The sequence below is a fragment of the Phyllobacterium sp. NPDC097923 genome (assembly GCF_044760925.1).
In the GTDB taxonomy this organism is placed as follows: domain Bacteria; phylum Pseudomonadota; class Alphaproteobacteria; order Rhizobiales; family Rhizobiaceae; genus Phyllobacterium; species Phyllobacterium calauticae.
In genome coordinates this window covers 378,422-395,866 of record NZ_JBIWBL010000004.1, presented here as the reverse complement: position 1 = coordinate 395,866, position 17,445 = coordinate 378,422, and the positions used below count along the sequence as shown (strand labels likewise).

The following is a 17,445-nucleotide window of genomic DNA, read 5'->3' as shown; positions in this document are numbered from 1 at the left end:
AAAATGCAGGCCCTTCATCATGAGATGCCAAGGCAGAGAAATTTCATTTCCAGATAGTCTTCAACTCCGTACTTCGAGCCTTCACGCCCCTGGCCGGATTGCTTGACACCGCCAAACGGCGCCGTCTCGGTCGAGATCAATCCGGTGTTGATACCGATCATTCCGAACTCCAGCGCTTCGGCGACACGCCACACTCTGGTCAGGTCGCGCGAGTAGAAATATGCGGCCAAACCAAATTCCGTGGCGTTTGCCTGCTCGATCACATCTTCGACGGTATCGAACAAGAAAAGGGGCGCTACTGGCCCAAATGTTTCTTCCCTGGCAATCCTCATGCTGCTCGTCACTCCGGTCAGTATGGTCGGTTCATAGAACAGATTGCCAATAGGCGAGCGCTTTCCACCCGCCAGGACAACAGCACCCTTGGACACGGCATCGGCGACATGTTCCTCAACCTTGATGACTGCCGCTTCGTCGATCAGGGGCCCCATGGTGACGCCCGGTGCAAAGCCGCTGCCCAATTCCAGTTCAGCAACCGTCGTTGCAAGCTTTGCGGCAAAAGTGTCGTAAACAGCCGTTTGTACGTAAATGCGGTTGGCACAGATGCAAGTCTGACCGTTGTTGCGGTATTTTGACAGCAATACCCCTGCGACTGCAGCGTCCACATCCGCGTCATCAAAAACGATGAAAGGGGCGTTGCCGCCCAGTTCCATCGACATTTTCATAACCTGATCCGCGCCCTGACGCAGCAAGATGCGCCCCACATCGGTCGAACCGGTGAATGTCAGCTTCCGCAATTTCTCGTTTGAGCACATTTCACGACCGATCGCCGGCCCATCCGTCCCCGTTACGACCGAAAACAGCCCGGCTGGAAGGCCTGCGCGTTCGGCGAGAACCGCGAGGGCAATCGCTGAAAGGGGTGTCTGTTCTGCAGGCTTGGCGACCATGGCGCAGCCGACGGCCAAAGCGGGCGCGAGTTTGCGTGCCAGCATGGCATGAGGAAAATTCCACGGAGTAATTGCTCCCGTCACGCCGATCGGTTGCTTGATCACAAACAGCCGCTTGTCATCCTGATGTGAGGTAAGAACATCGCCATTGATGCGCTTTCCTTCTTCGGCAAACCATTCGAGATAGGATGCACCGTAGAGGATTTCTCCGCGCGCTTCTGCCAGAGGTTTTCCCATTTCCGCAGTGACAATCGCCGCCAGATCATCGGTATTGGCGACGATCAGGTCAAAGAGTCTGCGCAGAATGGCGGCACGCTCCTTACCCGTTTTAGCCGCCCATTGCCGTTGCACGCTGTGGGCCGTATCGATGGCATTTGACGTCTCTACAGGCCCTAAATCCGGCAAATCAGCCAGCAACTCGCCGGTTGCCGGATCTGTAACCTGAAAACGCGAGCCGCTGATCGCTTCAAAAGCCCATTTACCCGCTACATAGCTGGCTGCCATCAATAGCGAGGGGTTTTTCAATCTGGCGAGGAGTGTTTCGCTAATGGTCATGGGAAGCTCTTAATTCGCTGAATCGAGTGTCACCCACACCGACTTTGTCTGGGTGTTTTCCAACAATGCGTCCATGCATTTGTCCCGGCCCTGACCTGATTGTTTCCATCCGCCCCAGGGTTGGGTCATATCACCGTTCATATATCCGTTGACCCACACCATTCCGCATTCGAGGTCGCGGGCGATACGGTGCGCATTGCCGAGATTTTGGGTCCAGATTCCGGCGGCAAGCCCGTACGGGCTGTCATTGGCGATGGCCACCGCATGTTCTGGTCCGTCGTGTGCAATAACCGCGCATACGGGACCGAACACCTCTTCACGGGCAATCGTCATATCGGTGCGCACATCGGAGAAGATTGTCGGGGACACGAAGCATCCCGTGGGCACTTCCTTGTCAGCAGCACCGCCGAGGAGAAGATTGGCACCCTGCGAATGAGCGGAATCGATGCATGCTAGCACGCGAGACTGATGCCCTCTGTTTACAAGAGGGCCCATCGTGGTTTGGGGAAGAAGGGGATCGCCGGACTGATATTTTCGCTGGGTTGCCTCTTTCAGGAGCTCGCAGAATTCATCGTGTATGGCTCTGCCGACAAGTACACGCGATCCCGCAGAGCAAACCTCGCCCTGATTGGCAAATATGCCGTCAGCCACGCATTCCGCCACGCTCTGCAAGTTGCGGGCATCCTGGAGAATAATCTGGGGGGATTTTCCGCCGAGTTCCGTGGAAACCTTTTTGAGGTTCGATACTGAGGCATACTGATGCATCAACCGTCCGACTTCGGTCGACCCGGTGAATGCAATCTTGTCCACCTCCATCGATGATGCCAATGCCTTGCCCGCCACCGGACCGCGACCGGGCACGACATTGAGCACGCCATCCGGTCCGCCTGCCTCCAGAAACAGTCGGCCAAGAAGAAGTGCACTCAACGACGCATCTTCAGCCGGTTTCAGAACCACACTGTTGCCTGCCGCCAGTGCCGGTGCAATCTTCCAGACGGCCATCATGAGAGGGTAGTTCCAAGGTGTGATACACCCCACGACGCCCAAAGGCTGACGAAGAATGTAGTGCAGAGACCCGAGATCCGTGTTGGGGCACGCACCACCGATCTTGTCGATGCATTCCGCCATAAACCGCAGTGTCAGCACGCTCGCCGGTACATCGATCGAGAGCATTTCGGAGATGGGTTTGCCCATCTCCAACGTATCGAGCACGGCAAATGTCGAGGCATTGCTCTCAATCAGGTTTGCAAAGCGGTAGATCACGTCCATTCGTTGCCGCGAGGGCATCTGTGACCAGACACCTTGCCGGAATCGCTTTCTGGCGACGCCAGTTGCGCGCGCGATATCCTTGTCATTACCGCAAGATATTCTGGCAATTTCTTCGTCGGTGCTCGGATTGATCGAAGCAAACAATGACCCATCGGCAGCATCGCACCAGTTTCCATCAATCAGTAGCCTGGTGTCGGGACGAAGGCTCTTCGCAATGGCATGCCAATCGGTTGAGGTCCCATCGAGCATGTGCTCTCCATTCAGTTGGGAAAAACGTTCAACGGAAAGCTATGCGCAGGTCTGCACCTTCGAAAGTCACCCAAATAGGGGACTGGAAGCATCACACCCAAACACGCAGATTGCCGCTGTTGATATGTGAATTGTCGGCAGCGGTTCTCGTGGGAACAAGGATAGGGTGAGTGGGAATGCCTCAGCTTTCGGTTAACGAGACCCGCCTCTGGTCGCGGTTGATGGACATGGCAGCCGTTGGTGAGATTCCGCTTCAGGGATCGCGGAGACTGGCGCTTTCAAGCGATGACCAGCGAGGCCGGGACCTGTTTCTGTCATGGGTGGAGGATCGTGGTTTCAGCCATGTCTATGATCAGATCGGAAACCTGTTTGTTCGGCGGGAGGGCAGGGACAAAGCGGCGAAACCGCTGGTGATGGGTAGCCATCTCGATACGCAGCCAAATGGCGGGCGTTTTGACGGTGTGGTTGGTGTTCTAGCTGGGTTCGAGGTTCTGGAAACATTGGAAGACCATAGTATTGAGACCGCGCAATCCATCGAAGTTGCTGTTTGGACCAATGAAGAAGGAGCCCGGTTTCATCCTGCCATGATGGGGTCTGGGGTTCATTGCGGCATTCAATCACTCGATGAAGCGCTGGCAACAGAAGATATGGCCGGCATCAGCGTCAGGGATGAACTCAGGAAGAATGACTATCTCGATGGCCTTTCGCCTGGGTCTCATGCAATCGACAAATATATCGAACTGCATATCGAGCAGGGACCGGTACTGGAAGATCACAACAAGACCATAGGAATTGTTACCGGTGGACAAGGAATCCGGTGGTATGAACTGACGATCCTCGGCGATGAAACCCATGCTGGCCCCGTTCCGATGGATCGGCGGCGAGATCCGACGCCCATTTTGGCCCGAATTATCGATCTGGTTCAGGCAGTTGGCCGTACCGATGAACAGGCACGCAGTACGATAGGTAGAATTGAAGCAGCGCCCGGATCAATGAACGTCGTCCCTGGCCGAATTTCAATATCGGTTGACCTGCGCCATCCCGATGACGATGTGCTATCGGCAATGCATGACTGGCTTCAATCAGGTATCGTAACATTGAACGAAAACCAGAAGGGCGTTCAGACAAACTGCCGGGCAATTTGGCATTCTCCCGCCGTTCATTTTGATGCTGCGCTGATAGCATTGGCCCGTGAACGTGCGGGTGTCCGCGGTTACCCCTCACTCGATATCGTTTCAGGGGCCGGGCACGATGCCTTCAATCTTGCGCGGATTGTACCGACGACAATGGTATTTGTTCCATGCCGCGACGGTATCAGCCACAACGAGCGCGAATATGCCGAACCGGAACACGTATCAGCAGGCACCAACGTTCTCCTTGACATGGTATTGGCCCTGGCACTCCCAGCGTCGCGGCCATAGCTCAGCACCCTCAGTAAAGACCATACGCCTTCACCACTTCAAGAACCCGAAATCTGGAATTCATCTACATCACGCCAAAACGCTCGAAAGCCTCAACCGTGGTCATCCCCGCTTCTATGGCAAGGCGCACCTTGCTCTCGGTTTCCGCCTTCTCCAATGCGAGCCGGATCGCCTCGTGTTCGGCCTCTCGTGGAATGACAAGCACACCGTCGCGATCACCGAAGAGAATATCGCCCGGACGGATTCTGATCCCGGCGATCTCGATCGGTAACCCGTAGTCCACAACCTTGCCCCTTGGTCCCTGATCCTGAGCGTAGGAACCATAGCAAAAGGTTGGAAAATTGAGGTCAAGGATGCCGCGGCTGTCGCGGCAATAGCCATCACATATGGCTCCGGCCGCTTTGAGTTGCAGCGCCCGCGTCGACATGAGCTCGCCCCAGACCGCATAGCGTGGCGAGGCACCGGAGCAGACGTAGATTTCGTCCGGCTTCAGACTGTCGAGGGCATGAAACATCAACCCGAACGGTTTCCGGCTGATTTGCGCATGCCCGCCTTCGTCGGCAACCGCAAAAAAATCCGCCTCAAGCACGGGCATGGCTCTGCCGATAGCCACCATATCATCGCGCAGTGCCCGGATTTGCGGTGGCAGGAATTGATGCTGCAGGCCCATCGTATCGAGAATATCACCCACCACGGCAGTGAAGAGCTTGCTGCGCATAGCAGCAAACAGATCGGTGTCGTTGTCGAAATTTTTCATTGTTCTGCCTTCACTGTTTTGCCGCTACGGTAATTCCCTGCATGACGCCGCGTATTTCCGCCAGGCCTTTCAGGCGGCCGATAAGCGAGTAGCCGGGGTTGATCCTCTCCTTGCCGATATCGTCGGCGAGAAGATGCCCGTGGTCCGGGCGCACTGGAATCTGCCAATCGGCGCGGCCCTCGGCGCACCGGCGCTCCTGTTCCTGCAGGAGAGCCAGAATGACTGCCGGCATATCGCTTGAGCCGCCGAGATGATCGGCCTCGTGAAACGATCCGTCATCCTCGCGCTGGACATTGCGCAGATGGGCAAAATGAATGCGGGGACCGAATTCGCGTACCATGGCGGGAAGATCGTTTTCGGCGCGCGTGCCGTACGATCCCGTGCAGAAGGTCAATCCGTTCGCCGGGCTGTCAACGGCAGCCAATATCCGGCGTGCATTGTCGGACGTGGAAACAATCCGGGGCAATCCGTAGAGGGGAAATGCCGGATCGTCCGGATGGATGCAAAGCCGCACCCCGGCCTCCTCGGCCACCGGGACGATTTCCGCAAGAAACCGCGCCAGATTGGCATGCAGAGCATCAGAATCGATACCATCATATTCAGCCAGTGCCGCGAGAAAGGTCGCACGGTTGAACTGGCGTTCGGTTGCCGGCAACCCCGCAATGAGATTCCGCTCTATGCGGTCAATTCTTGCCTGATCCATAGTATCGAAACGAATACGCGCCGTAGCGATCTGAGCCGAGGAATAGCTTTCCTCGACGCGCGGACGCTTCAGGACGAAGAGATCATAGGCCGCGAAATCCACAGCGTCGAAACGAAGCGCGTAACCACCGGTGGGTAGTGGATGCATCAGTTCCGTGCGCGTCCAGTCTACCACGGGCATGAAATTGTAACAGACCACCCGCATGCCACAGCGCGCGAGAGCCCTTATGGTGTCCTTGTACCAATCGATGTAGCGAGCACTTTCGGGCGTTGCGAGTTTGATCGAATTGTGGACCGGAATGCTTTCGACAACGCTCCAGCGCAGTCCTGCCGCTTCAATGAGCGCCTTGTGCGCAAGAATCTCGTCATCGGACCATGGCGAGCCGTCATAGATGTGGTGAAGAGCGGAAACGATTCCCGTGGCTCCAGCCTGCCGGATATGGCTGAGCGGCACCGGATCAGTCAGACCATACCAGCGAAAGCATTCTTCCATCGCGTTCATTCACAACCTCCCTGCTGTTCTGCAGGTCTTTATATTGTTGGACCAAAACCTGCAATAGCATCTGTGTATCAATCTATTCGGAGTCAGATAACTCATAATTTCGTGAAAACTTGAAGAAAATGGATGAAATTGTCAAATTTCACAACCATGGTCTTGACTAATTTTCATATCTGGACCAACAAATAAGAACTTGCATCGGAGGAGATGCCTTTGAACAACTCGATATTGAACGACGCCCGCGCAGATGCCGGGGCTGCCGACGGGGAGAAAACCTCTGCGGTCGACAGGCTGGTCAAGCAGATCCGGGATATGATTGCGGAACGAAGCCTGGGTATCGGCGATGCCTTGCCCACGGAACGTGATCTGGGTGAACTGTTTCAGGCGGGGCGCAACACCGTACGCGAAGCGCTTCAGGTGCTGCGGGCCTATGGGCTGATTGAGACCCGCCCGAAAGTTGGCGCCGTCATCAGCGACGGCCATGGCGAAGCTATCCGTCGGCTTTTCGCCTTTCACAACGGCATATCGCCCGATTCCTTCCGCGACCTGCAGGGGTTTCGCCGGATCGTGGAGACCGGTGTCGGCGATCATATCATTCTCAACGCCACCAGCGCGGATTTTGACCGCCTGGCTACGGCAAACGCCCGAATTCTGACTGCGCAGAACGACAGGGAGGCCGCCCGGTACGATTATGAGTTTCACGAGGGTATTGTCGAGCTTTCAGGCAACCGGACGACACTTGCAGCCTATCGCATGATGCGTTCGGTCATCGAGGAGGTCATGCGCCTGGGCAAGGCAGAGCGACCCATCCAGTCGGCGACGTATGAAACCCACAACGAGATCATCGACGCGTTGAGAGCACGCGACCGGATTGCCTACACCTATCTGATGAGCCGTCATCTGGAGTTCGGCCTCAAATTTGTCGGTGAACCGTCCGCAGACAAGAAGGCAACGACGCCGGCATGAATGCTCCGGCAGCATCGTCCAGCGATGGTGCGCTAGAACCGGACCTTTTACCCGCTGGTCCGGCGTATCAATAAGGGTAAAATGGGAGGAAACCTGACATGTTAAATACAAAGCGCCACGTCCTTGCGGCAGCTGCTCTCTTGGTCGGACTTGGCTTAGCGCCCGGCTCTGCCTTTGCGGGTGGCAAGGCCATCGCCGGAATCGTCTTCCAGCAGGACCAGTATTTCCGCGGCATACAGATCGGCATGGAAAAGGCCGCCAAGGCCGCTGGTGATGAACTTCTGGCCGGTAACAGCGACAGCAAGCTCGAGAAGGAAGCCCAGCTGATCAACACCTACATTGCACGCGGCGTGGGCTCGATCGTGGTGGCACCCCTGTCGGCCGACGCTTCCGTCCCGGCCCTCAAGAAGGCGCGCGATGCCGGCATCGTTGTCGTCACTTATGGCACCTCGGCCAATGGCGATGTGGCACAGGCCAGCGTGACGAGCTCGGATCGCGATATCGGCATTGGCACAGGACAGGCCGCCGCCGAATTCATCAAAACTATCGGCAAGGGACAAAAGATCAAGGCTGGCCTGCTCGCGTTCAAGGCGCTCCTGCCGGAGCAGTCGAATGCGCGCGTTGAAGGCTTCCTCAGCCAGGTCTCTGACCAGATTGACATCGTTTCGCAGCAGGATGCCTGGCTCGCCGAAAAAGCCCTTGCCGTTGCCAGTGACATGCTGACCGCCAATCCCGATATCCGCATCATCTATGCCGCCAATGAAGGCGGCACGATTGGCGCCGTCCAGGCCGTGAAAAAGGCAGGGCTTGAAGGCAAGGTTTTTGTCTTCGGTACCGATGGGTCCGAACAGCTGGCCAATATGCTTCTCAATGCGGACAACGTGCTTCAGGCCACGACGGCGCAGCAGCCGCTCGAGGTTGGCCGCCAGGCGGTCGAGGCAGCGCAAAATCTCCTGCAAGGCAAGGCGGTCGAGGCCAAGGTCAGCGTGCCTGTCCTGCCACTCACCCGGGTCAATGCCGCGGGTGTCACCACCTATAAGGAAGGCCTGAAGGCGCTCAAGTGAAATCGTCTGGCAGGGCTCCAATCGCCCTGCCAGCCTTTCGCCGAGATCAACCGGAAATTGCCGATGATACACTCCACCCCCCATGCAGGCAGCGCTGTCGGGCAGCTGGCGCTTCAATCCGTGACGAAGCGCTATGGTACGACCGTAGCCCTGTCAGAGTTCACGCACATTTTCACGCCCGGCCGTGTCCACGCGCTGATGGGCAAGAACGGATCAGGCAAATCAACACTGATCAAACTGCTTGCCGGGGTTGTCGATCCCACGACCGGCACGATCAATGTCAACGGCAAGGACCAGACATTCACCTCGCCGCACGATGCCTTCGATGCCGGGATCGTCACGATCCATCAGGAATTGTCGCTCATTCCTGAACTCTCGGTGGGTGAGAACATCTTCCTTGGCCGATTGCCCCACATGCGCCGGGCCGGGCTGCGCATGGTCGACTGGAAAGGCCTGCACCAGCGGGCAACAGCCCTGCTTTCCGATATGGGGCTTACGATCGACTCCCGCAAACCGGTTTCGGAACTCAGCGTCGGGCAGCAACAGGTTGTCGAAATCGTCAAGGCAATGTCCTTCAATCCTTCGATCCTGTTGCTGGATGAACCAACATCAGCCCTTGCCTCAAAGGAGGTCAAACAGCTCTTTGCCCTGATCGACCGGTTGCGCGCGCGGGGCGTTACGATGATTTACATCACACATCGCATGAGCGAGCTGTTCGAGATTGCAGATACCTGCACCGTGATCCGCGACGGCCACTATATCGGCTCTGTCGAAATGCGCTCGACAACGCCTTCCGAGATCATCGGCATGATGTTCGGCGATGCGGCCCGAACAACCCGCCCTCCGCGTAAGGCAGTCAATCGCGACAACCCATTGCTGGAAGTGCGCAATCTCAGCCGCTCCGGCCATTTTCACGACGTATCATTCGATCTGCATCGCGGCGAAATCCTTGGAATTGCGGGCGTGCTGGGTTCGGGACGAACCGAACTCATGCGCGCAATTTTTGGTGCCGATCAGGCCGATAGCGGGACAGTCAAGCTCGACGGCCGTGCCATGGCGGGCGCAAGCCCGCGCGAGATGCGCGCCGCCGGTCTTGGCTATACCCCTGAAAACCGCAAGGAGGTCGGACTTGTCCAATCCCTGTCGACGGCTGACAACCTCTGCATGGCCAGCCTCGGACCCATCGCACGCAAGGGTTTCATTTCGCGGCGGCGCGAGCAGCCGCATATCGCGCGGCAGATCGCGGACCTGACCATCAAATGCGGTGATCCGGAATTGCCCGTATCGTCACTGTCCGGCGGCAATCAGCAGAAAGTGGTGATTGGCAAATGGCTCAATACCAGTCCCTCCGTCATGTTCTTCGATGAACCGAGCCGCGGCGTCGACGTGCAGGCCAAGCGCCAGATCTTTGACATCATATGGCAGAAGGCCGCCGAGGGGCTTGCAAGCATCTTCGTATCGACAGAACTCGAAGAGGTGTTGGAAGTGTCCGACCGCATTCTCGTTCTGCATCACGGCTCCGTGGTGGCAGAAGTGGACCCCACCCAACTCGATCTTACTCAACTCTACCGTCTGTGCATGGAAGGGGTTTCCCAATGACAATCATTACACAGGCTGCGGAACACAGCCGGCAAAGTGCACCCCTACGTTTCCTCAAGGCCTATCCCATGGAGATAATCCTGGCAGGCGTGGTGGTCTTTCTCATTCTGATGGCACCGGGCTTTGCCTCGGTCGCCAATCTCCTGAATGTGCTGCGGACGGTTGCCATGCTCGGCATTATCGCCTTCGGCATGACAGCGGTTATCATATCAGGCGAAATCGATCTTTCGGTCGGTGCAGGCGCTGCCTTGGCGGGCTGCATCGTGGCCTGGTTCGCAGATAGATTTGCCGACGCGATCGGCGGTTGGAATGCCGTCATCCTCGGCTTCCTTGTGGCGCTCGGTGTAGGCTTTAGCCTCGGGTATCTTACCGGTAAATTCCGTCAATGGTTCAACGTGCCAACCTTCATCACCACGCTTGCCCTGTTTGCGGCACTGCGCGGGATCGCCAATCTCATCACCGGCGGCTTTCCGCTGTCTACCTTCCCGGACGGTTTTGATTTCCTTGGCGGCGGTTATCTCTTCGGCATCCCCTTCCCGGTCTACATTCTGGCGATCACCTTTGCCGGGATGCATTTCCTGATGAAGTACACAAGCTTTGGCCGCGAGGTCTATGCGGTTGGCGGCAATATGGAAGCTGCACGGCTTTCCGGCATCAACATCTGGAAAGTCAAAGCCTTGACCCTCGGTTTGACAGGGGCCCTGACGGCGATCTCCGGAACGCTCATCGCATCGCAGATCGGTGCTGGAACGGGGACCACGGCCACGGGCATGGAGCTTGATGTCATCGCGGCTGTTATCATCGGTGGAACGTCACTCTTTGGCGGCAAAGGCCGCATCTGGGGAACCCTGATCGGGGTGTTGTTCCTTGGCTGCATTTCAAACGGCATGACGCTCATGAACGTCAGCGAATATTGGCAATACGTCGTGCGTGGCGGGATCATCCTCGGCGCTGTTCTTCTCAATCAGGTGCTGGAGCGCGTGCGTTAAATGGGACTGGAAATGGATATGACAGAATTTTCGGGAAAGACGGCGCTGGTCACCGGTACCTCCGGCATCGGTCTTGCCTCCGCCATCAGGCTTGCATCCGCAGGCGCGCGGGTGCTGGCCTGCGGCAACGGCAGGGCGGCCAACGCCGCATTCGACCGGATTGCGCAAGAGCGCAACCTGTCCATGGCCACGCGGCTGACCGACGTATCGGTGGAAGAAGAGGTCAAAGCTGCCGTGGCGGATGCCGTCTCGCGGCATGGCGGTCTCGACATCATCGTCAATGCTGCCGCCGTTCACCCATTCGGCACCGTGCTGGACACAAGTTTCGAGACGTGGAGCAGGTGCCTCGGCGTCAATGTCGGCTCCATCTATCTGACTGGCCGTTTCGGCATACCGGAACTGGTCAAACGCGGTGGCGGAGCAATCGTCAACATTTCCTCGGTACAGGGACATGCATGCCAGCAGAACGTGGCCGCTTACGTCGCATCCAAAGGAGCCATTCACGCGCTGACCCGCGCCATGGCGCTCGATCATGCGGGTGCCAAGGTCCGGGTGAATTCGGTCAGTCCCGGCTCCGTCCGCACACCTCTTCTGTCGCTTGCTGCCCGCACCTATGGCGGCGAAGGCGTGAGCGAGGAGGAAGCCTTTGCCCGCTTCGGGGCAGCCCATCCCATCGGCCGCATCGGTGAACCGGAGGAAGTTGCTGAACTGGTGGCCTACCTCGCCTCTGATCGGGCGAGCTTCATCACCGGGTCGGACTTCCGCATTGATGGCGGGCTGACAGCCGGTATCGGTGTCCGCTGATGAAACAGGAAACGAAGATGAAAATTGGCCTTGGCCTCTACCGTGAACAGCTCACGCCGGACAATTACCGGTTTGCGCTGCAAGCTGGTGCAACCCACATTGTGGCGCATCTGACCAATTATTTCGCCGGCAAGGACCCCAAGATCGACAGCGGGACCGACGGTGGCTGGGGCGATTGTTCCGGGGATCGCCTGTGGACCTATGAAGAGCTGTCGTCCCTGGTGCGGGATGTACGCGCCGCCGGTCTGGAACTTGCGGCCATCGAGAATTTCTCGCCGCGCTTCTGGCACGACATTCTTCTTGATGGACCAGCACGCGCCACGCAGATCGAAGCGCTGAAACAACTGATCCGCGATGCCGGACGTGCCGGTGTGCCGTGTATCGGCTATAATTTCTCGCTCGCGGGCGTCTATGGCTGGACGCGCGGTCCTTACGCGCGCGGCAATGCCGAATCCGTAGGCTTCGGTGTCGACCCGGCAGCAGCGCCCGATCCGAATGCACCCATTCCCGATGGCATGGTCTGGAACATGCGCTACCGCAACGGCGTAGAAGGCGCCCGGCCGGCATCCGCCAGCAACGCGGAGATCTGGGATCGCCTTGCACGCTTCCTGCGGGAACTCGTGCCCGTTGCCGAGGAAGCGGGGGTGGTGCTCGCCGCGCATCCGGATGATCCACCCGCTGAGGAATTGCGTGGCACGGCACGGCTTGTCAACCGTCCGGAAAAGTATGATCGGCTGATGGCGCTCGTCGACTCCCCATCCAATGGGTTGGAGTTGTGCCTTGGCTCACTCCAGGAAATGCCCGGCGGCGATATCTACGACCATGTACGCCGGTTTGCTCGTTCCGGCCGGATCGGTTACATCCATTTCCGCAATGTGAGGGGCAAGATGCCGCGTTACGTAGAAACCTTCGTGGATGAAGGTGATATCGACATGGCCGAGATCGTCCGTATCCTGCGCGATGAAAATTATCAGGGTGTGATGATCCCCGACCACACGCCCGCCATGGCGTGCTCGGCATCCTGGCATGCCGGAAAGGCCTTTGCTCTGGGCTATATGCGTGCACTGGTGCAAAACGCCGATGCCCTGGGGTCCTCCCGCTCCGTTACCCACGATATGGCTGCGGAATAGCCTGCGGATGAGCGTTACGCCAACGACGAGACGGGCATTGGCCTGGGCCCATGGCTGCCTGAGCGTACAGTCGCTGGGCGCAATGCTCGGGCCCGTCCTTTTCATGCTGCCGGATGGGCGACAGATCAGTCCTTTCCATATCGCGCCATGGGGAAATGATCCGGATCGCCATATTCTCCCCCCGATCCTGCGGGAACTTCGGGGAGAATGGCCTTGCGTACCATTCGGCAGCGATGGCCGGCGCACGCTGCCCATTGGCTGGAATGCGACAGGCGAGACGGTCAACGGAGCCGACGTGCCGCACGGTCACAGCTCGAACGCCCATTGGGACTGGGGTGATTGTGATGACAGTCGGATCATGCTGCAATGCGAGTACCCCGCCGAACATCCGGTCAGCTCGGTGCGGCGCTGCATCACACCGGATCCGGCTGCAACTGCTATTGACATCACGCTGGAAGTCCAGGTTCGAAGGACATGCAACCTTCCGATAGGCCTGCATCCCACATTCCGGCTTTCACCACGAACCGGTTCTGTCGAGATCGAACCGGGAATTCACGGCGCGGTCCGCAGCTTTCCCGGCGACGTGGAACCGGGCGCGACGCTGTTTGCTAAGGACGCGAGCTGGCCCGCCCTGCAAGGCGTGACGACCAGAGAGGGCAAACCGGTTGATGCCGCCCGCGTGCCGTTTGCGGGCCAGGCCGAGGATCTGCTGCAACTCACCGATATCGGCGGCTCGCTAGCCCTTCACTACCGCGATGAGGGCTTTCGCGTGCAATTGCACTGGCAAAAGGAGCATTTTCCCAGTGTCCTGCTCTGGTACAGCAACCGGGGCCGCCGCGCTTATCCATGGAACGGGAACCATCTCGCCCTCGGCGTCGAGCCAGTCTGCGCCGCCTTTGATCTTGGTCCCGGCATTTCGGCCGCATCCAATCCGATTAACCGCGCAGGCACTGCAACGTCGATCACGTTTCATCCAGACGATGCTTTTATTACCCGGTATAGAATATCGGTCGAAGCAACCTGTTGAACCATATCTGTTGCATCAATGCCGTTGAATGAATGCCCGCTCCATCACTGTTTATGTTTGGAGTGAGGAGGATTCTTTTGTTCTGTCTACCAACCATTTTCCTGAACCGATCCCTGAAGAAATGAAACCTTTACCTCAGCGGCTGCAAGTAGTGCCCGACAAGATCCATCACATGGACTATTCTCGTCAGTGCCCATTGAAATTCAAGAGGGCTACTGTGCTTATGGCTTCCGGGGGCGTTTACACCGAAGGTTCCCCAATCCGCGATCGAGACATCGCAACCCAGTATCTGCGCCTGATCCTGAACGTCATCGGTATTACCGATGTGACATTCATTGCGGCAGGTGGAGCAAAGGCAGTTGATTTGGGCGAGATCGGGCGAGATGACTTCCTGGACAAGTTCCAGGGTCAAATCGAGGCTGAGGCTGCCAATGCTGCTTTCGGGTGGGCTCGGCGGCCGCCTGATAACTGACCTGAGGTCGAACACAGTGGATTGCTTCATGCCAAGCGTAATCCAGTCCGCGGCTTCTTTTACTGCAAAAGGGGATTATGAGGTTGAACCACCGTGGCCGTTTGGATGGGATTTTCACGGTCGCCGATTTCGCCGCGCTGATGAAAGCTGATGGCACGTTTCAGCGCGTGATGGGCCTTGCCCTTGTTGGGCTGGATCTGGGTGCGGCGTTGCAGATTGGCGTTCAGAATCCAGTTTGAACTGCGTCCGCTCGACGCGACCGGCAAAACAAATTTTCCCAGCCCTGTCGGAATCCCCCTATGTTGGCCGTCCTTGCAGCATCAACCGCTTCAACCCGGAGGTTCATCATGGAAAACGCTCAAACGGTCTGGCAGACTGCCGCCATTCTCATTGCCCGAATTATCTTCGCCGCTGTCTTTTTGATGGCTGTCTCCTTCAAATTCATGGATATGGGTGCGACGGCAAGCTACATCGCCGCCGCCGGCTTCCCGTTCCCGCTGTTTCTGGCCTGGTGCGCAGCGATCCTCGAAATGCTGCTGGTCATTGCCTTCCTGACCGGCGCCGTTTTCACTCCGGCGGCGATGGTCGCGGCCGTTTATGTTATCTTCCTCGGATTTACATTCCACGGCCCGTCGCACTGGGCCAGCAACCAGGCCGAATTCGGCTTCTTCGTCGACCATTTCACTTTTGTAGCCGGTTTGTTCTTTGCTGCCGTGCACGGGCCCGGGAGCGTGCTTGCCCTCGGAGCGGGCTGGCAAGGCAGGGTCTGAGCGCCGAGCTTGTCATAGCGTGTGGCGACGCTCCGGAAGTGCTTCAGCTTGGAGAAAAACCGCTAGATCGGATTGCGCTTACGGTAAGCCTCCTGCTGCAATCCTTGAAAAGAGAGCCGCGCTGAAATCGGCTGTTTAACGCGTCATCTGGCGAACCCTAATTCTTGTTTGTGGTGAAGTTTTCTCGCATCTTTTCCAGCCAAGCGAACACAGTGCCGAGCGCCTGGTTGCCCTTGCCGAGAAGCCCCGTCAGTTCGCCTTCGGCCGTCCCGCGCTTGGCGGCGTCGGGTTCGGGCAGCGGCGGCAGGATGTGGGCATAATAGGTCTTGTCCAGCAGACGATGCAGCAGGCGTTCGCCTGGAAACGGCTCGCCATTGTTCAGCGCCCGGGCACCTTTGAGCAGCGAGCGGATATCGTACTGGGTCGGGCTGATGTCCGGCACCTGTTTTGGCAGGTTCAGAAGCGTATAGACCGCGACCCGCGCGGTGCGGATTGAACTGTCCATTGTGAAGATGATATCGTTTGACGTCTCGACGAATTGGCCCATCAGGCCAAGGTTGGTGCAACCCGCAGGCACAACATGGGGCCGGTCGCCCGCCGCACGCGGCATGAACTGCGCCGTGATATACGGCATCAGCGCAATGCGCGCCTTGGTGTTTGCCACCACATCGTCGAGGTGATCTTCAATGCCGAGATGATAGCAAAGCTCGGCCAGGATCTCACGCCCGGTGCAGGCCGGCATGGTTTTCTTGACGAAGTTGCCCTCCTTGTCCATCAGCAGCGCATAGACCCAGACCACCAGAACATCCTTTGGCTGGGTCGGGAAGTGCGGCTGGCGGTTGCAGGTAAAGCTGAGCACCCAATTGGAATCGGTAAAGGTGATGATCCCTCCGGTCACCGTCTTGCCCGAATAGGGATCGTTGACCGAAAGCTCTTTCAGCTTTTCGACAAAGGGCGACGGTTTGCAGGTGAGCGTCACGGATTCCCACATCGAGCCGTCGACATTGCCATAGAATTTCTCGGGCTTGCCGAAGATGGGCGACTTCCGGGCGAGATTCTTCCACAGTGCCCAATCGCTCGCGTCGCCCGGGTCATGCCTGCCGCGGTCGAGCACCGGGGCGTTGTCCATGTCGCCATAAGCAGTGCCCTCGGTCATCGACCCAGTCAGCGCAAAGACCAGATCCTTGGGGCCAACGGCAATGGTCGTATCGGCGCCGCCCACATGAGCACGGATAGCGGTCACCGTGCGGGCCTCGCCTTCGATGGTCATTTCGAGGTCGTAGGCGCGCGTGTCGAACTGCACCTTCACACCGCGTTCCCGCAGATGCGTTACCAGCGGACGAACAAAACTGTCGAACTGATTGTATTTCGGGAAGATCAGCGCCGACATGTCGGTGAGCCCGTCGATGGCATCGAGGAACCGATGCATGTAGAGCTTCATCTCGAGCAGGCTCTGCCAGTTTTCAAATGCGAACATGGAGCGCCAGAGATACCAGAAGTTGGTTTCGAGGAAGCCCGCGCTGAAATACTGCTCAATGGTGATGTCGTCGAGATCCTCCTTACGCTTCAACATCAGGCGGATCAGTTCCCACTGCTGTGATTTGGAGAGGCCCAGCGTCGAAAAATCACGTATCTGGCCCTGCTTGTGCATGAGCCGGGCCTTGGAGAAGTTCGGGTCATTGTCGTTGACCAACCGATATTCGTCGAGGACGCTATAGCCCTCGGGCAGTTCGAGCGCCTGTACGTCCTGGAACATGTCCCACAGATTATCGTAGTTCCAGTTCATCTCGCGGCCGCCGCGGACGATATAGCCGTCCTCGGGATTGCCCGCGCCGTCGAGCGAGCCTCCCTCGATGTGCATCGTGTCCAATATGGTGATGTCTTCGCCCGCCATGCCGCCATCGCGGATCATGTAAAAGGCCGCGGCAAGACCTGCGATGCCGCTGCCGATGATCCAGGCCTTGCGGCGTTCAGCCGGCCCGGTCAGGACCGGGCGGTTGCGCATATACGCCCCCATCATGTCGGGTGGCGGCAGGCTGTTGCCGGCGCTGTTGTGCCAATAGGCGGCGGTGGCATCGGCCTCGACCGTGAACGTCTTGCCGGATTTGCTGGCGGTGGTGTTCGAGTTGGTCATGGCACCTTTCTCCGTATCGAGTTGAAATTCCAGCTTGAATGCTTTGCGGGATTTATCGGTTTGATGGCGGGTGACGTCAAAAAAGCTTGGTGTA

Annotated in this window: 15 protein-coding genes and 2 pseudogenes; 10 read left to right on the top strand and 7 right to left on the bottom strand. The window is 57.9% G+C overall.

The genetic code is table 11. From position 1 onward, the window contains the following. Nucleotides 1-17: 17 nt before the first annotated feature. Nucleotides 18-1,499 (bottom strand): NAD-dependent succinate-semialdehyde dehydrogenase, encoded by a 1,482-nt coding sequence (locus tag ACIQWS_RS20235; protein WP_403183555.1) that lies wholly within the window; start codon nt 1,497-1,499, stop codon nt 18-20. Between the two features lie 9 nt (nt 1,500-1,508). Then, the gene (locus tag ACIQWS_RS20230; protein WP_403183552.1) at nt 1,509-3,017 is read right to left on the bottom strand and encodes an aldehyde dehydrogenase family protein; all 1,509 of its coding nucleotides are present in this window, start codon (nt 3,015-3,017) and stop codon (nt 1,509-1,511) included. 176 nt (nt 3,018-3,193) lie between these two features. Between ACIQWS_RS20230 and ACIQWS_RS20225 the strand changes: the two genes are divergently transcribed. Next, a complete protein-coding gene (locus tag ACIQWS_RS20225; protein ID WP_403183549.1) occupies nt 3,194-4,438 on the top strand; it encodes a Zn-dependent hydrolase in 1,245 nt (414 codons plus the stop codon). A gap of 64 nt (nt 4,439-4,502) precedes the next feature. Here ACIQWS_RS20225 and ACIQWS_RS20220 read toward each other — a convergent pair whose 3' ends face one another. Continuing rightward, entirely contained in the window at nt 4,503-5,195 is a 693-nt protein-coding gene (locus ACIQWS_RS20220; protein ID WP_403183546.1) for an RraA family protein, read from the bottom strand. A gap of 10 nt (nt 5,196-5,205) precedes the next feature. Next, a complete protein-coding gene (gene uxuA, locus ACIQWS_RS20215; RefSeq protein ID WP_403183702.1) occupies nt 5,206-6,390 on the bottom strand; it encodes a mannonate dehydratase in 1,185 nt (394 codons plus the stop codon). 219 nt (nt 6,391-6,609) lie between these two features. Here uxuA and ACIQWS_RS20210 point away from each other — a divergent pair, with 219 nt between their 5' ends. The 8 genes from ACIQWS_RS20210 (at nt 6,610) to ACIQWS_RS20175 (ending at nt 14,447) form a co-directional block, all read left to right on the top strand. After that, on the top strand, nt 6,610-7,362 hold the full coding sequence (locus tag ACIQWS_RS20210; RefSeq protein WP_403183543.1) for a FadR/GntR family transcriptional regulator: 753 nt from the start codon (nt 6,610-6,612) through the stop codon (nt 7,360-7,362). Nucleotides 7,363-7,460: 98 nt separating this feature from the next. Further along, nucleotides 7,461-8,426 (top strand): substrate-binding domain-containing protein, encoded by a 966-nt coding sequence (locus ACIQWS_RS20205; protein WP_403183541.1) that lies wholly within the window; start codon nt 7,461-7,463, stop codon nt 8,424-8,426. Between the two features lie 63 nt (nt 8,427-8,489). Beyond that, nucleotides 8,490-10,025, top strand: coding sequence for a sugar ABC transporter ATP-binding protein (locus tag ACIQWS_RS20200; protein WP_403183538.1), 1,536 nt, complete (start codon nt 8,490-8,492; stop codon nt 10,023-10,025). Then, entirely contained in the window at nt 10,022-11,014 is a 993-nt protein-coding gene (locus ACIQWS_RS20195; RefSeq protein ID WP_403183535.1) for an ABC transporter permease, read from the top strand. Before ACIQWS_RS20200 ends, ACIQWS_RS20195 begins: the two co-directional genes overlap by 4 nt. An 18-nt stretch (nt 11,015-11,032) precedes the next feature. Beyond that, complete coding sequence (locus ACIQWS_RS20190) at nt 11,033-11,818, top strand: SDR family NAD(P)-dependent oxidoreductase (RefSeq protein WP_403183532.1); 786 nt, start codon at nt 11,033-11,035, stop codon at nt 11,816-11,818. A gap of 17 nt (nt 11,819-11,835) precedes the next feature. After that, the gene (locus ACIQWS_RS20185) at nt 11,836-12,948 is read left to right on the top strand and encodes a mannonate dehydratase (protein WP_403183528.1); all 1,113 of its coding nucleotides are present in this window, start codon (nt 11,836-11,838) and stop codon (nt 12,946-12,948) included. 7 nt (nt 12,949-12,955) lie between these two features. Then, nucleotides 12,956-13,975 carry a hypothetical protein gene (locus ACIQWS_RS20180; RefSeq protein ID WP_403183525.1) on the top strand — a complete coding sequence of 340 codons (1,020 nt, stop codon included), beginning with the start codon at nt 12,956-12,958 and terminating at the stop codon, nt 13,973-13,975. Between the two features lie 28 nt (nt 13,976-14,003). Then, nucleotides 14,004-14,447 carry an NAD(P)H-dependent oxidoreductase gene (locus tag ACIQWS_RS20175; protein WP_403183521.1) on the top strand — a complete coding sequence of 148 codons (444 nt, stop codon included), beginning with the start codon at nt 14,004-14,006 and terminating at the stop codon, nt 14,445-14,447. Nucleotides 14,448-14,563: 116 nt separating this feature from the next. Here ACIQWS_RS20175 and ACIQWS_RS20170 read toward each other — a convergent pair. Continuing rightward, a pseudogene (locus tag ACIQWS_RS20170) lies at nt 14,564-14,683 on the bottom strand (Tn3 family transposase); the annotation flags it as partial. Between the two features lie 111 nt (nt 14,684-14,794). Here ACIQWS_RS20170 and ACIQWS_RS20165 point away from each other — a divergent pair. Next, nucleotides 14,795-15,217, top strand: coding sequence for a DoxX family protein (locus ACIQWS_RS20165; RefSeq protein WP_403183518.1), 423 nt, complete (start codon nt 14,795-14,797; stop codon nt 15,215-15,217). Here ACIQWS_RS20165 and ACIQWS_RS20160 read toward each other — a convergent pair. Then, a pseudogene (locus ACIQWS_RS20160) lies at nt 15,208-15,303 on the bottom strand (IS5/IS1182 family transposase); the annotation flags it as partial. The gene ACIQWS_RS20165 and the pseudogene ACIQWS_RS20160 overlap by 10 nt on opposite strands. A 71-nt stretch (nt 15,304-15,374) precedes the next feature. After that, a complete protein-coding gene (locus tag ACIQWS_RS20155) occupies nt 15,375-17,351 on the bottom strand; it encodes an oleate hydratase (protein ID WP_403183515.1) in 1,977 nt (658 codons plus the stop codon). Nucleotides 17,352-17,445: the final 94 nt, after the last annotated feature.

Coding starts and splice junctions, on each gene's coding strand:
- uxuA (WP_403183702.1), bottom strand. CDS start 6,390: ATGGAAGAATGCTTTCGCTGGTATGGTCTGACTGATCCGGTGCCGCTC.
- ACIQWS_RS20235 (WP_403183555.1), bottom strand. CDS start 1,499: ATGACCATTAGCGAAACACTCCTCGCCAGATTGAAAAACCCCTCGCTA.
- ACIQWS_RS20230 (WP_403183552.1), bottom strand. CDS start 3,017: ATGCTCGATGGGACCTCAACCGATTGGCATGCCATTGCGAAGAGCCTT.
- ACIQWS_RS20175 (WP_403183521.1), top strand. CDS start 14,004: ATGAATGCCCGCTCCATCACTGTTTATGTTTGGAGTGAGGAGGATTCT.
- ACIQWS_RS20165 (WP_403183518.1), top strand. CDS start 14,795: ATGGAAAACGCTCAAACGGTCTGGCAGACTGCCGCCATTCTCATTGCC.
- ACIQWS_RS20205 (WP_403183541.1), top strand. CDS start 7,461: ATGTTAAATACAAAGCGCCACGTCCTTGCGGCAGCTGCTCTCTTGGTC.
- ACIQWS_RS20180 (WP_403183525.1), top strand. CDS start 12,956: ATGAGCGTTACGCCAACGACGAGACGGGCATTGGCCTGGGCCCATGGC.
- ACIQWS_RS20225 (WP_403183549.1), top strand. CDS start 3,194: ATGCCTCAGCTTTCGGTTAACGAGACCCGCCTCTGGTCGCGGTTGATG.
- ACIQWS_RS20220 (WP_403183546.1), bottom strand. CDS start 5,195: ATGAAAAATTTCGACAACGACACCGATCTGTTTGCTGCTATGCGCAGC.
- ACIQWS_RS20185 (WP_403183528.1), top strand. CDS start 11,836: ATGAAAATTGGCCTTGGCCTCTACCGTGAACAGCTCACGCCGGACAAT.
- ACIQWS_RS20195 (WP_403183535.1), top strand. CDS start 10,022: ATGACAATCATTACACAGGCTGCGGAACACAGCCGGCAAAGTGCACCC.
- ACIQWS_RS20155 (WP_403183515.1), bottom strand. CDS start 17,351: ATGACCAACTCGAACACCACCGCCAGCAAATCCGGCAAGACGTTCACG.
- ACIQWS_RS20200 (WP_403183538.1), top strand. CDS start 8,490: ATGATACACTCCACCCCCCATGCAGGCAGCGCTGTCGGGCAGCTGGCG.
- ACIQWS_RS20190 (WP_403183532.1), top strand. CDS start 11,033: ATGACAGAATTTTCGGGAAAGACGGCGCTGGTCACCGGTACCTCCGGC.